Origin of the sequence: Burkholderia pyrrocinia (genome assembly GCF_001028665.1) — a bacterium.
GTDB classification, from domain to species: domain Bacteria; phylum Pseudomonadota; class Gammaproteobacteria; order Burkholderiales; family Burkholderiaceae; genus Burkholderia; species Burkholderia pyrrocinia.
This window is the reverse complement of sequence record NZ_CP011503.1, coordinates 1,245,442-1,259,155: the sequence shown is the minus strand read 5'-3', so window position 1 is coordinate 1,259,155 and position 13,714 is coordinate 1,245,442. Positions and strand designations below refer to the sequence as shown.

Annotated in this window: 9 protein-coding genes and 1 pseudogene; 6 read left to right on the top strand and 4 right to left on the bottom strand. The window is 67.3% G+C overall.

Annotation, left to right across the window (positions count from 1 at the left end):
- The first annotated feature begins 411 nt into the window (after window positions 1-411).
- Window positions 412-2,025 carry a glutamate--cysteine ligase gene (gene gshA / locus ABD05_RS05835; protein WP_047899356.1) on the top strand — a complete coding sequence of 538 codons (1,614 nt, stop codon included), beginning with the start codon at window positions 412-414 and terminating at the stop codon, window positions 2,023-2,025.
- Between the two features lie 102 nt (window positions 2,026-2,127).
- Here the strand turns inward: gshA and ABD05_RS05830 are convergent, their stop codons facing one another.
- Window positions 2,128-2,439 (bottom strand): DUF4148 domain-containing protein, encoded by a 312-nt coding sequence (locus ABD05_RS05830; protein WP_047899355.1) that lies wholly within the window; start codon window positions 2,437-2,439, stop codon window positions 2,128-2,130.
- Window positions 2,440-2,937: 498 nt separating this feature from the next.
- On the opposite strand from ABD05_RS05830, the gene ABD05_RS05825 reads away from it, so the two are divergent.
- Window positions 2,938-4,578: an L-lactate permease gene (locus ABD05_RS05825; RefSeq protein ID WP_047899354.1), complete on the top strand. Its 1,641-nt coding sequence runs from the start codon at window positions 2,938-2,940 to the stop codon at window positions 4,576-4,578.
- 99 nt (window positions 4,579-4,677) lie between these two features.
- On the opposite strand, the gene ABD05_RS05820 is transcribed toward ABD05_RS05825, so the two are convergent.
- On the bottom strand, window positions 4,678-5,577 hold the full coding sequence (locus ABD05_RS05820) for a LysR family transcriptional regulator (protein ID WP_047899353.1): 900 nt from the start codon (window positions 5,575-5,577) through the stop codon (window positions 4,678-4,680).
- A 231-nt stretch (window positions 5,578-5,808) separates the two neighbouring features.
- On the opposite strand from ABD05_RS05820, the gene ABD05_RS05815 reads away from it, so the two are divergent.
- Window positions 5,809-7,980, top strand: a complete 2,172-nt coding sequence (locus ABD05_RS05815) for a phosphocholine-specific phospholipase C (protein WP_047899352.1) — start codon at window positions 5,809-5,811, stop codon at window positions 7,978-7,980.
- A 195-nt stretch (window positions 7,981-8,175) separates the two neighbouring features.
- Window positions 8,176-8,904 carry a phosphonate utilization associated transcriptional regulator gene (locus ABD05_RS05810; RefSeq protein ID WP_047899351.1) on the top strand — a complete coding sequence of 243 codons (729 nt, stop codon included), beginning with the start codon at window positions 8,176-8,178 and terminating at the stop codon, window positions 8,902-8,904.
- Window positions 8,905-8,996: 92 nt separating this feature from the next.
- On the opposite strand, the gene ABD05_RS05805 is transcribed toward ABD05_RS05810, so the two are convergent.
- Window positions 8,997-10,385 (bottom strand): FAD-dependent oxidoreductase, encoded by a 1,389-nt coding sequence (locus tag ABD05_RS05805; protein ID WP_047899350.1) that lies wholly within the window; start codon window positions 10,383-10,385, stop codon window positions 8,997-8,999.
- Window positions 10,386-10,524: 139 nt separating this feature from the next.
- A pseudogene (locus ABD05_RS05800) lies at window positions 10,525-10,725 on the bottom strand (2-aminoethylphosphonate--pyruvate transaminase); the annotation flags it as partial.
- A gap of 208 nt (window positions 10,726-10,933) precedes the next feature.
- Here ABD05_RS05800 and phnA point away from each other — a divergent pair.
- Together phnA and phnY are read left to right on the top strand one after the other, a co-directional pair.
- Window positions 10,934-12,172: a phosphonoacetate hydrolase gene (phnA, locus tag ABD05_RS05795; protein WP_047901090.1), complete on the top strand. Its 1,239-nt coding sequence runs from the start codon at window positions 10,934-10,936 to the stop codon at window positions 12,170-12,172.
- 29 nt (window positions 12,173-12,201) lie between these two features.
- On the top strand, window positions 12,202-13,656 hold the full coding sequence (gene phnY, locus ABD05_RS05790) for a phosphonoacetaldehyde dehydrogenase (protein WP_047901089.1): 1,455 nt from the start codon (window positions 12,202-12,204) through the stop codon (window positions 13,654-13,656).
- The last annotated feature ends 58 nt before the right edge of the window (window positions 13,657-13,714 follow it).

Sequence of the window (13,714 nt, the reverse complement as noted above, 5' to 3'; positions counted from 1 at the left end):
ACCCGTTGTGCAGGCCGTGCTGCCATTCGCCGGCTGCCCGCCGGATGCGGGCCATCACATTGATTCAGCGAATCCGGTGCCTGCCGGATGCCGGGCGCGCAACGCGCGTGCACGCCGCTTTCGCCGGCCTGTTCGGTGGCACCTGCCGCCACCTGTCCGCGCTTCACGTTCCGTCGGACGAATTGAAGTGAGCGACATGCCCATCGATGTCGCCTGAAACCGGTAACACACGCTGCGACCGCCGCAATCGGCCGCGTCCGGCGGCGCGCTTCGGCCCGTGCGCCATGCCCGCGGCCACCTCAAGCGCGCGTTCCGGCGAGATGTTAAAGTGCCCGCTACCAACGAAGCGACCAACAATCCAGCCGGCCGTGCGCGGCGTTCTGCGCGCGGCCGTCACGCACTTGCGTCTCCATGTCGAACACCATGACTCACCGCCAGTCCGAACTGCTGCTGAATCGCCTCGAAGCACTGAGCTCGGGCCCGACGCGGCAGCATCTGCCCGACGGCCTGCGCGGCATCGAAAAGGAAAGCCTGCGCGTGACGCGCGACGGGATGATCGCGTTCACGCCGCATCCGCGCACGCTCGGCTCGGCACTCACGCACCCGTCGCTGACGACCGACTATTCCGAAGCGCTGATCGAGCTGATCACGCCCGCGGAACCCGACGCCGCGATCACGCTCGAACGTCTCGACGATCTGCATCGCTACGTTTATGCGTCGCTCGGCGACGAGATGCTGTGGAACGACTCGATGCCGGGCCTGCTGCCGGCCGACGACCAGATTCCGATCGCCGACTACGGCACGTCGAACATCGGCCGCCTGAAGACGGTGTACCGGCGCGGCCTCGCGTATCGCTACGGCCGCACGATGCAGTGCATCGCCGGCATCCACTACAACTACTCGCTGAACGAGGAAGTGTGGCGGCGCCTGCATGCGGAAGAAGGGTCGACGGCCACGCTCGTCGATTACCAGTCGGAGCGCTATCTTGCGCAGATCCGCAACTTCCGCCGCCGCAGCTGGCTGCTGATGTACCTGTTCGGCGCGTCGCCCGCGCTCGACACGAAGTTCCTGCGCGGCAAGCCGCACAAGCTCGATACGTTCGATGCCGATACGCTGTACCAGCCGTATGCGACCAGCCTGCGGATGAGCGATCTCGGCTACTCGAACACGACGGCCCAGGCCGCGCTGCACGTCGACTACAACACGCTGCCCGGTTATCTCGATGCGCTGTCGAAGGCCGTCAGCGAGCCGTATCCCGCGTACGAGGCGATCGGCACGCATCGCGACGGCGAGTGGATCCAGATCAACACGAACGTGCTGCAGATCGAGAACGAGTTCTACTCGACGATCCGGCCGAAGCGCGTCACGTATTCGGGCGAACGCCCGCTGCATGCGCTCGCATCGCGCGGCGTGCAGTACATCGAGGTGCGCTGCCTCGACATCGATCCGTTCGAGCCGACCGGCATCGCGCTGGAGACCGCGCGCTTCATCGACGCGTTCCTGCTCGCATGCGCGCTCGACGACAGCGCACCGCTCGACTGCGACGCGTACAAGGAAGCGAACGCGAACTTCGGCAGCGTGACGATGGAAGGCCGCAAGCCGGGGCTCACGCTGTCGCGCGACGGGCAGTCGATCACGATGCAGGCGTGGGCGGATGACCTGATGGCCGATATCGAAACCGTCGGCCGCCGTCTCGATGAAATCCGCGGCGGCGACGAGCATGCGCGCGCGATCGCCGCGCAGCGCGAGAAGCTTGCCGATCCGGAGCGCACGCCGTCCGCGCGCGTGCTGCGCACGATGCGCGAGAACGGGCAGTCGTTCCTCGCGTTCGCGCTGGCGCAGAGCGAAGCGCATGCGGCGTTTTTCCGCGCGCATCCGCCGTCGGCGGACACGCTGCGCACCGAGCAGGCGCTCGCCGCGAAGTCGCTGGCCGAGCAGGCCGAGCTCGAAGCGAAGGAGGCCGGATCGTTCGACGCGTTCGTTGCGGCTTATCGTGCGTATACGCTGAACCGCTTCAGCGTGTGACGATCGCGTACGTGCACCGCGTCGGTCGGCGCGGTGCACGATACGTATCTCCGTCGCCGGTTGCGCCGCATCGTGGCGCGATCAATCCGGTCCGGTTGGCAATCAGTGATGCGCGTACGTCCCGCGATCGATCGCGGGCGGCAGCGCCGGCTTGCCCGATTCCACGTGCGCCCGTGCGTTGCTGCCGTAACCGGCATCGTCGCCGCGTGCCTGCGCGGCTCGCTGCATGATCGCCTGCATGTTCTCCGGAAAGTCGGGACTGCTCGCGAGGCTCGTCCGGTAGCCGGCGGCCTGCAGTTCCGCGAGTTCCTGGCGGACCTCCGCGCGCGTCAGCGTCGATGCGGCCTGCGCGTGGGCGGCGAAAGCCGCGCCGGTCAGCAGGAATGCGCATGCCACGTGTTTCAACGTCTTCATCGTGTTTGCTCCGTGAGGTTCCGGTGCCGCGCCGTCGTCGGCGCGGGCGGAATCGATGCGGCCAGTCTAGGCTTCGGACGCCAAACGAAACATCCCGCTTGTCGGTAGTCACCTTTGTCGCGCGCGCAACATTGCGTGGGCGATGGCGTCGGCGTTGCGCGCGCAGGTGAGCCCTTCGCGACGGGTTTCCTGACGGGTGCGACAGCGGCCGGCCAACTGTCGGTCATCGTGCGGCGGACGGTCCGTATCGGGGCGCTACATTTCGGGCTTGTCCCCCTTGTACATGCGCCGTGCGCCTCCTAACCTCTTTTAAGCGACTGATCGGTTGGCCGTGCAACGTAGTTGCGTGCGCAAGCGCCCGATCGTTGTCGCGATTGCAGAACGACCGATTTGCACCGAATCCGGGGAGCGTCCAACGCGCCAACCCGGGTCGACCGCACAAGGCATGGGACCCGAGTAATCGCTAAAGCGCCAACCCGGGTCGACATTGGAGACACGATGAACCCCACCGACGCCCTACCGCCCGGCATCGTCTTCGCGCAGCCGTTGACGCCGGTCGCCAACTCGCTGCTCCTGTCCTTCCTCGTCGCGGTGATCCCGATCGCGGTCGCGCTGATCGCGCTCGGCGTGCTGCGCCGTCCCGCGTGGCAGGCGTCGCTCGCCGGGCTCGTCGCCGGCCTCGCGGTCGCGATCGGCGCGTGGGGCATGCCGGCCGGGCTCGCGTTCAACGCGGTCGGCGCGGGCATGGCGCTCGCGGTCGTGCCCGTGATGTGGATCGTCTTCAACGCGCTGCTGCTGTACAACATCGCGGTGAAGTCGGGCCGCTTCGACCAGTTCCGGCAGTGGATGCTCGATAACCTGCCCGACGACCGCCGCCTCGTGCTGCTCGTCGTCGCGTTCTCGTTCGGCTGCCTGCTCGAAGGGATCTCCGGATTCGGCACGCCGGTCGCGATCACGAGCGCATTGCTGATCGCGCTCGGCTTTCCCGCGCTCGAAGCGCTCACCTATACGCTGCTGTTCAATACGGCACCGGTCGCGTTCGGCGCGCTCGGCGTGCCGATCACCGTGCTCGGCGCGGTGACGTCGCTGCCGCCCGCGACGCTCGCCCAGATGGTCGGCCGCCAGTTGCCGTTCTTCGCGCTGCTGCTGCCGTTCTACGTGGTCGGCGCGTATGGCGGGCTGCGTTCGATCAGGCAGCTATGGCCGGCGCTGCTCGTGTCGGGCGCCAGCTTCGCGCTCGCGCAGTTCGTCACGTCGAACTTCCTCGGCTACCAGCTCACCGACGTGCTGTCGTCGCTCACGTCGCTGATCGTCACGATCGGCTTCCTGCAGCTGTGGAAGCCGCAGCCCGATCCGCAATACGCGCTCGCGCGCAGCGTGCCCGCGGCAGCCGGCGCCGCGCGCGCGGGCTTCGGCGGCTGGCTGCCGTGGCTCGTCGTGTCGGTGGTCGTGATCGTGTGGGTGCATGCGAACATCGCGGCGATCGGCGACGTGAAGATCAAGTGGCCGGGCCTGCACAATGCGGTGTTCGTGTCGCTGTACCACAAGCCGTATGCGGCGATCTGGGACTTCCAGCCGCTCGGCACGGGCACCGCGATCCTGCTCTCGGCGATCATCACGGCCGTGCTGACGCGCACTGGCGTCGGCGCGTTCCTCGAATGCGTGGTCAAGACCTGGCGGCAGACATGGATCGCGATCATCACGGTGATGATGATCGTCGGGCTGGCGTACCTGCTGAACTACTCGGGGATCAGCTACACGCTCGGCACCGGCGTCGCGTCGACGGGCGCGCTGTTCCCGCTGGTGTCCGCGTCGCTCGGCTGGATCGCCGTGTTCCTGTCCGGCAGCGACACGTCGGGCAATGCGCTGTTCGGCAACCTGCAGGTCGTCGCCGCCAGGCAGCTCGGCTTCGATCCGGTGCTGATGGCCGCGACCAATTCGTCGGGCGGCGTGATGGGCAAGATGATCTCGCCGCAGAACATCGCGACGGGCGTGTCGACGACGGACCTGAAGGGGCAGGAAGGCGTCGTGTTCGCGCGCACCTTCTGGCACAGCGTGATCCTCACGCTGCTGCTCGGCGTGCTCGTGTTCCTGCAGCAGCACGTGTTCACGTGGATGATTCCGGCGCTGCCGAAGTGACGCGTGGCCGGACGCGAGAAGGAAGGCACGAGGAAATAACGAGGGAAGGCGCGACGAAAAGCGCCAGGAAATGCACGAAAGCGGCGAACGCGCGGCGGCTCAGCGCGCGTTCGCCCGTCGCGTTGCGTCGCGCGTGACGTGCTCCGCCGGCAGGATGCACGCGAGGAACGCGTCGATCGCCGGGCTCTGGCGGCGCGCCTTCAGGTAGTACACGTATTCGTCGATCGTCGTGTCGATGCCGCGCAGCGCGATCACGCGCAGGTCCGGATGGCGCTCGGCCTCGCCGAGCGGAAACACGCTGCCGCCCACGCCATGCAGGATCGCCTCGCGGATCGCTTCGCGGCTGCCGATCTCGGCGACCGACGCGGCCGCGACGCCGGCCGTCGCGAGGATCGTCTCCGTGCAGCGGCGCGTGACCGAGCCTTCCTCGCGAATCAGCAGCCGCACGTCGGCGAGCTGCACCGGGTCGATCGCGTCGAAACGTGCGAGCGGGTGGTTGCGATGCACGACGAGCACGAGCGGATCGGTCGAGATCACCTTGCGTTCGAGGCCGTCGGCGTCGTTGCGCTGCGACGAGACGGCGAGATCGATGCGGAATTCCTGCAGCGCCTGCAGGATTTCCTCGGAGTTGCCGATCCGGCACGTGAGCGCGATCGACGGATGCGCGTTCGAGAAGCGGCCGACCGCGTCCATGATGTAGTACGGGCCCGTCGCGCCGATCCGCAGATGACCTTCGAACAGGCCGCCGACGTTGCGCAGCATGATGTCGGCCTGTGCTTCGAGCGCGATCATCTTCTCGACGAGCGGCAGCAGGTCGATGCCCGTCTCGGTGACCTCGAGCTTGCGGCCGCTGCGGTAGAACAGCTCGACGCCGTACACCTGCTCGACCTGCCGGATCTGCGCGGCAATCGTCGGCTGGCTCACGCCCAGGTGGCGCGCGGCGCGCGTGATGCTGCCCTGCCGGACGGTCGCGTGGAATGCCTTCAGCTGATCGAACACGACTCGGCTTCTCCCCCCTCTTCATCGCGCGTCAGCGTAGCGCATGCATGTGTCGGCCGCATGAAAGCCGCGTCGTATGCCGCTTCGAAAAAAAGCTGGGGGTAACCGCAAGAAACCTGCTGGAACCGGTCACGGCCGGGACATGCCGGTGCGGGGTAATAACGTCAATGCACCGACCGCCGGCCCCGCTCGCCCGGCGACCCCACTCCTACCGAAAACAGGGTCTTCTTCATGTCCTCGAACAATCGACGCGATTTCCTGCGCCTCGCCGCGCAGTCGGCCGGCGCGATGGCCGCCTACGCGGGCTTCCCGCCCGCGATCCGCAACGCGCTGGCGATGCCGGCCGCCTATCGCACCGGTACGATCCGCGACGTCGAACACGTCGTGATCTTCATGCAGGAAAACCGCTCGTTCGACCATTACTTCGGCGGGCTGCGGGGCGTGCGCGGCTTCAACGATCCGCGCCCGCACCTGCTGCCGAGCGGCGCACCGGTGTGGCAGCAGCCGCCGGCGTCGGTGTTCACGAAGAACTACCATTCGCGCGGCCTCGACCCGTCGGCGCCGTACGTCCTGCCGTTCTACCTCGACCCGAAGCAGACGACCGAATTCCAGCCGGGCACCAACCACGGCTGGAGCAGCGGCCACCTGTCCTGGAACAACGGCCAGTGGGACCAGTGGGTGAACCAGAAGCAGGACGTGCTGACGATGGGCTACCTGAAGCGCCAGGATCTCACGTACCACTACGCATTGGCCGACGCGTTCACGATCTGCGATTCGTACTTCTGCTCCGCGCACGCCGACACCGCGCCGAACCGCATCTACCTGTGGACCGGCACGGTCGACCCGCGCAACATCTACGGCAACCCGCCGAACGGCCCGGGCATCGGCGAGCGCGACGACGTGAACGGCTACACGTGGACGACCTACGCCGAACGCCTCGAGAACGCGAAGATCAGCTGGAAGGTGTACCAGGGCGGCACGGGCATCCCGGGCGACCCGACCGACAACTACACCGACAACTCGCTGATGTTCTTCAAGCGCTTCCAGGTGAAGGAAGGCGCGAGCGGCCCGCTGGTCGACAAGGGCGCGTCGGACCACACGCTCGCCGAGCTGAAGGCCGACGTGCAGGCGAACCGGCTGCCGCAGGTGTCGTGGATCGTGTCGCCGTACAAGTACAGCGAGCACCCGCAGGCATCGCCGACCGACGGTGCGTTCTACATCAACATGGTGCTCGAGGCGCTGACGTCGAACCCCGAGGTGTGGGCGAAGACGGTGTTCATCCTCAACTACGACGAGAACGACGGGCTGTTCGACCACGTCGTGCCGCCGGTGCCGCCGGTGACGAGCGGCGTGGGCGGCCAGGGCATCGTGTCGTCGAACCTGCTGTCGAACCTCGGCGACGAACTGCTCGACCTGAACAAGTACCCGGGCGAGATGAGCCCGCTCGTGCCGGGCGCGGACCCGGGTGGCATCCAGCCGATCGGCCTCGGGCCGCGCGTGCCGCTGATCATCATCTCGCCGTGGACGAAGGGCGGCTGGGTCTGCTCGGAGACGTTCGACCATACGTCGGTGCTGCGTTTCCTCGAAGCGCGCTTCGGCGTGAAGGAGCCGAACATCAGCGCGTGGCGCCGGTCGATCTGCGGCGACCTCACGTCGGCATTCGACTTCTCCGCGCGCCCCGACACGCGCACGGTGAGCTTCACCGTGCCGCAGCACATCGCGACGGCCGGCCAGGCGTACCAGGTGCCCGCGCAGCAGTCGATGCCGGCGCAGGAGCCCGGCACGCGTCCGGCGCGTGCGCTGCCGTACGAACTGTTCGTGCACAGCCGCGTGAGCGGACACGACGACACCGTGTCGCTCGACTTCGCGAACTCCGGCGACGCCGGCGCGGCGTTCTACGTGTACGACCGCCGCAACCCGGCGACGCCGCCGCGTCGTTATGCCGTGTCCGCGCGCGACCGCTTCGTCGATACGTGGAGCACGTCGGCCGCGCACGGCGAGTACCATCTCGCCGCTTACGGCCCGAACGGCTATCTGTGCGAGTTCCAGGGCAACACGCGGCTCGCCGCGGACGGCCGCCACGCGAACCCCGAAGCGAAGATCGGCTACGACGTGCGCAACCGCCACGTGTATCTGCAACTGCGCAACAGCGGGCGCGCGACGTGCCGCGTGACGGTCGACAATGCGTACAGCCATGCGCATGCGCGCACCTACACGCTGGAGCCGGGCGAGCGCATCGAGGATCACTTCGAGCTGTCGTCGAGCCACGGCTGGTACGATCTGACGATCACCGCGACGACGCTGCGCGGCGGCGACGACAAGGTCGTGCGTCGTTTCGCGGGCCACGTCGAAACGGGCCGGCCGAGCCACAGCGACCCGGGGCCGGTGAAGCACACGGCCTGACGGCCGGCATCCGTCGCACGGTTCGGGCGAGCTTCGCCCGCCGTGCGGCGGCCACCTGCCGGATGCATCCCGGCAGGCGGAATTGGTTTTTGGAAACTGAAGACTGTTGACAATATGTCGGGCCGAGGGTATATAACGCTCATTCGCCGATATGGCGCCCTCGTTTTCACCTGCGGCCCCGCTGCCTGCCCGACCATGACTGCCCCGAACGCGCTCAGCGCCATCGAACTCCTGCAAAGCCAGTCGCTCGCGATGATCGTCCAGGACATGCTCGAGCGTTCGATCGTCTCTGGCGAATACGCACCTGGCGAGAAGCTCAACGAAGTCGACATCGCGACGAAGCTGAACGTGTCGCGCGGCCCCGTGCGCGAAGCGTTCCGCGCGCTCGAGCAGGCCGGCCTGCTGCGCAACGAGAAGAACCGCGGCGTGACCGTGCGCGTCGTGCCGTTGCGCGAGGCTGAGGAGATCTACGAAGTGCGCGCGATGCTCGACGAGTCGGTCGCGCGCGCGCTCGCGAAGCGCATCTCGCCCGACACGCTGAAGGTGCTGAAGGGCATCATCCAGTCGATGAAGGACGCGGCGAAGAAGCGCGACGTCACGCGCTATACCGAGCTGAACGTGCAGTTCCACGATGCAATGGTCGTCGGCGTCGGCAATACGCACCTGACCGACACCTACCGCCGGCTCGTGCGCCAGCTCGGGCTGCTGCGCCAGGCCGCGATCGAGGCCGAGGAAGATGCGATCGCGGTGTCGGCGGCCGAGCACGACAAGATCGTGCAGGCGCTCGCGAGCGGCGACGAGGAGAAGGCCGTCGCACTGGTGCGCGAGCACGTCGCGCATGGCCTCGCGCGGATGCGCCGCACGCACGAACAGGGGCTGCCGGTCGTGGGCAAGGCGGCGCGGGAGAAAACCGCGCGCGCGTAAGGCCCGGCAACGCTGGCGCTGATTGCCCCGCACTAAAGCAAAGGGACGCTTCGCAGCGTCCCTTTTTCATTGCGTTTTCAGGCAGCGCATCGTCACGCCTTGTCGGCCTTCCCGGCCGCGCTCGCGAATTTCGCGAGCCACGTATCGACGGCCGACGGCTGCCGGCTCTCGTCCTCCGCGCGCTCCTTGCGGCGGATCGCATTGCGCACGACATGCGCACCGACATAGCGGATCGGCTCCGGCGGGAAATGGCCGAGCGGGCCACGCACGATCGGGCTGCGCGTCCACGCGTTGTCGAGGCCGAGCACGAGCGACGACAGGATCTGCCCGCCCATGTAGGTCGGCCCGACGCCATTGCCCGAATAGCCGAAACCGTAGAACACGTTCGGCGCGTCGGCGAGGCGGCCGAAGAACGGGAAGCCCGTCACCGAGCGATCCGACGGGCCGTTCCAGCTCGCGGTGACCGGCACGCCCGCGAGCGACGGAAAGAATTCGCGCAGGCTTTGCGTGAGCTGCGCCTCGTACGGCGAGCGCCGGTCGAACACCGGCGCGATGCGGCTGCGCCACGAGAACGTGTTGCCGCCCTTGCCGAGCATCAGCCGCCCGTCGGCCGTCGTGCGGTAGTAGTAGACGAAGATCCGCGAATCGAGCACCGACACGCCGTCCACGAGCCCGGTCCTTTCGAGCAGCTCCGGGCATTTCTCGGTGATGACCATGTCGCTCGACACGACCGCGATCGTGCGCTCGAACTGCGGGAAGCGGCTCGCCATCCATGCGTTGATCGCGAACACGAGCTTGCCCGCCGTGACGCTGCCGGACGGTGTACGCACGACGGCCGGCTGTCCGGGCGTGAAGTCGAGCATCGGCGTGCGCTCGTAGAGCCGGATGCCCATCGCGAGCGCGACGCGGCGCAGCCCGCGCACGAGCTTGCCGGGATGCACGGTCGCGGCGATCGGCGAGTAGACGCCGTCGAGATTGCGCGCGGAGCCCGAGCGGCGCGCGACTTCGGCGGGCGGCAGCGGCTCGTAGCTGTCGATGCCGCATGCGGCGAGCGCGTTGAGCACCGGCGTGAGCGTGCCGACCTGCGCGCGCGACGTCGCGGTGTACAGCGTGCCGTCGAGTCGCAGTTCGGCGTCGATGTCGTGCGCGCGGCAGAAATCGGCGATGTGCTGGACGGCCGCTTCCGACGCCTTCACGAGCCGGATCGCCTCGGCTTCGCCGAACAGGCGCCGCAGCGTCAGGAATTTCGCCGACCACGTGAGCAGGCAGCCGCCGTTGCGGCCGCTCGCGCCGGCGCCGCACAGGTCGGCTTCGACGATCGCGATGTCGAGCGCCGGGTTCTGCTGCTTCGCCTGGATCGCGGTCCAGAGCCCGGTGAAGCCGCCGCCGACGATGCAGACATCGGCCTGCGTTGCGCCCTGCAGCGCGGGGGCGAGATCGCCGTCGTTGAACAGCGCTTGTTCGATCCAGAAGGGTCGCATCGGATGGTTCTTCAATAAGGGTCGGGGCCGTGCAAGGGCGCGGCCGGAAAACCTGGCCGCCGCGTGGCGATTCACGGCGGGGTTGGCCGCGCACGCATGGGCTCGCAGCCGGTTGCATCGCATCACGTCGGGCCGCCGCTTAGGCCGACACGCGGCGCACGCCCATCGCCCGCAGCGTGTCGGCGATCGCGGCGACGGCGCCCGGAATGCCGGCTTCGCCGAAGTGGCCGATGCAACCGACGCGGAACGTTTCGACTTCAGTCAGCTTGCCCGGATACGGAATGTAGCCGCGCTTTTTGACCTCCCGATAAAACCGCTTGAAGTCGTAGTTCGGCTCATCTTCAGACCCCTTGACCGTGGCGCCGCGGCACGCGGCGGATGAGTGGAGACCAGCCCTCCTTTCACTGCGCCGTTTTGCTTTCTGTTCTCTGCATGTTGTTGACAATCTACAAATCATCAATTTTAATGTCAAGCATCGAAAACACCTCCCATCGGCGCGGCGCGGGCGCCGACGGCTCACCCCCTTCGACCTGAAAGGAATGAACGTCATGACTGAAACGCCTGTATCCGTGGAGGTGAACGGCCGCCGCTACAACTGGATGAGCCGGCCCGTCGTGGTCGTCTGCGTCGATGGCTGCGCATACGAATATCTGGAAGAAGCGGCCGAGGCCGGCGTCGCGCCGTTCCTGCGCACGCTGCTGAAGCCCGGCACGGCGCTCAAGGGCGAATGCGTGGTGCCGAGCTTCACGAACCCGAACAACCTGTCGATCGTGACCGGCGTGCCGCCGGCGATCCACGGGATCAGCGGCAACTACTTCTACGATCGCGACACCGGCGCCGAGGTGCTGATGAACGATCCGAAATACCTGGTCGCGCCCACCGTGCTCGCGAGCTTCGCCGAACAGGGCGCGCACGTCGCGGTCGTCACCGCGAAGGACAAGCTGCGCCGCCTGCTCGGCAAGGGGCTGAAGGGCATCTGCTTCTCGTCGGAGAAGGCCGACGAGGCGAGCTTCGACGAAAACGGCATCGACAACGTGCTCGAACTGGTGGGCAAGCCGGTGCCGAGCGTGTACAGCGCGGACCTGTCGGAGTTCGTGTTCGCGGCCGGCGTGCGCCTGCTCGAGACGCGGCCGATCGACTTGATGTACCTGTCGACGACCGACTACGTGCAGCACAAGTGCGCGCCCGGCACGCCCGGCGCGAACGCGTTCTACGCCATGATGGACACGTACCTGCAGCGCCTCGACGCGCTCGGCGCGATCGTCGCGATCACGGCCGACCACGGGATGAACGCGAAGCACGACGACGCCACCGGCGAGCCGAACGTGATCTACGTGCAGGAGCTGTTCGACGAGTGGCTCGGCCACGACGCGGCGCGCGTGATCCTGCCGATCACCGATCCGTACGTCGTGCACCACGGCGCGCTCGGCTCGTTCGCGACCGTCTACGTGCCGGCGTCGGCCGATGCCGATGCGCTGCGTGCGCGGCTCGCCGCGGTCGACGGCATCGAGGTCGTGCTGACGGGCGCGGAAGGTTGCGCGCGCTTCGAGCTGCCGCCCGAGCGGATGGGCGACCTGATCGTGATCTCGAAGCAGGACGTCGTGCTCGGCACGCGCCGCATCAAGCACGACCTGTCGGGGCTCGATGTGCCGCTGCGCTCGCACGGCGGAATCTCCGAGCAGATCGTGCCGCTGATCTTCAGCAAGCCGGTCGCCACCGACGTCATGGGCCGCGCGCGGCTGCGCAACTTCGACATCATCGACATCGCGCTCAACCATCTGCAGTGATGCGCGCGCATCCGCAAGGGGACACACGCATGAACGCCAATGCAGCATCGACGACCGTCCGCGAGATTCGACGCGAAGCACTGCGAATCGATGGCGAACGGATTGATCGGGACGCGGTGATCGACGTGCGCAACCCGTACGACGGCTCGCTGGTCGGCACCGTGCCGAAGGCGACGCTGGAAGACGTGCGGCGCGCCTTCGCGGTCGCACGCGCGTACCGGCCGACGCTCACGCGCCACGATCGCGCGGCGATCCTGCGCCGCGCGGCCGACATCGTGCGCTCGCGCACCGCCGAGATCGCGGCGCTGATCACGGCCGAAGCCGGGTTGTGCATCAAGGATTCGACGTACGAAGCCGGGCGCGTGGCCGACGTGCTGACGTTCGGCGCAGGCGAAGTGCTGAAGGACGACGGTCAGATCTTCTCGTGCGATCTGACGCCGCACGGCAAGAAGCGCCGCGTGTACACGCAGCGCGACCCGCTGCTCGGCGTGATCTCGGCGATCACGCCGTTCAACCACCCGATGAACCAGGTCGCGCACAAGATCGTGCCGTCGGTCGCGACCAACAACCGGATCGTCGTGAAGCCGTCGGAGAAGGTGCCGCTGTCGTGCTACCTGTTCGCGGACATCCTGTACGAAGCCGGCCTGCCGCCGCAGATGCTGCAGGTTGTCACCGGCGACCCGAAGGAGATTGCCGACGAGCTGATCACGAACCCGGCGATCGACCTGATCACGTTCACCGGCGGCGTATCGATCGGCAAGTCGATCGCAGCGCGGATGGGTTACCGGCGCGCGGTGCTCGAACTCGGCGGCAACGATCCGATCATCGTGATGGAAGACGCCGATCTCGACGAAGCGAGCACGCTCGCGGTATCGGGCTCGTACAAGAACTCGGGGCAGCGCTGCACGGCGATCAAGCGGATGCTCGTGCACGAGGCGGTGGCCGATCGCTTCACCGAACTGGTCGTCGAGAAGACGCGCGCGTGGTCGTACGGGAATCCGTCAGATCCGTCGGTCGACATGGGCACCGTGATCGACGAAGCGGCCGCGAAATTCTGCGAGCAGCAGGTGAACGATGCGATCGCGCGCGGTGCGCGGCTGCTGGTCGGCAATGTGCGCAACGGCGCGCTGTATTCGCCGACGGTGATCGATCGCGTGACGCCCGACATGCCGCTGGTGAAGCACGAGACCTTCGGCCCCGTGTCGCCGATCATGCGTTTCCGCGACATCGACGAAGCGATCCGGATGTCGAACAGCACCGACTATGCGCTGTCGTCATCGGTCTGCACGAACCGCTTCGACAACATCACGCGCTTCATCACCGAGCTGGAAGTGGGCAGCGTGAACGTGCGCGAGGTGCCGGGCTACCGGCTCGAACTGACGCCGTTCGGCGGCGTGAAGGATTCGGGGCTCGGTTACAAGGAAGGTGTGCAGGAAGCGATGAAGAGCTTCACGAATACGAAGACGTATTCGCTGCCGTGGTGAGCGGCGCGTGATGCGGACGCGCCGGCTCGAAGGCCGGCGCGCGGAATATCCCCGGGGC

Excerpts from the sequence above, each read along its gene's own strand:
- gshA (WP_047899356.1), top strand. The coding sequence starts at position 412 with ATGTCGAACACCATGACTCACCGCCAGTCCGAACTGCTGCTGAATCGC.
- ABD05_RS05830 (WP_047899355.1), bottom strand. The coding sequence starts at position 2,439 with ATGAAGACGTTGAAACACGTGGCATGCGCATTCCTGCTGACCGGCGCG.
- ABD05_RS05825 (WP_047899354.1), top strand. The coding sequence starts at position 2,938 with ATGAACCCCACCGACGCCCTACCGCCCGGCATCGTCTTCGCGCAGCCG.
- ABD05_RS05815 (WP_047899352.1), top strand. The coding sequence starts at position 5,809 with ATGTCCTCGAACAATCGACGCGATTTCCTGCGCCTCGCCGCGCAGTCG.
- ABD05_RS05810 (WP_047899351.1), top strand. The coding sequence starts at position 8,176 with ATGACTGCCCCGAACGCGCTCAGCGCCATCGAACTCCTGCAAAGCCAG.
- ABD05_RS05805 (WP_047899350.1), bottom strand. The coding sequence starts at position 10,385 with ATGCGACCCTTCTGGATCGAACAAGCGCTGTTCAACGACGGCGATCTC.
- phnA (WP_047901090.1), top strand. The coding sequence starts at position 10,934 with ATGACTGAAACGCCTGTATCCGTGGAGGTGAACGGCCGCCGCTACAAC.
- phnY (WP_047901089.1), top strand. The coding sequence starts at position 12,202 with ATGAACGCCAATGCAGCATCGACGACCGTCCGCGAGATTCGACGCGAA.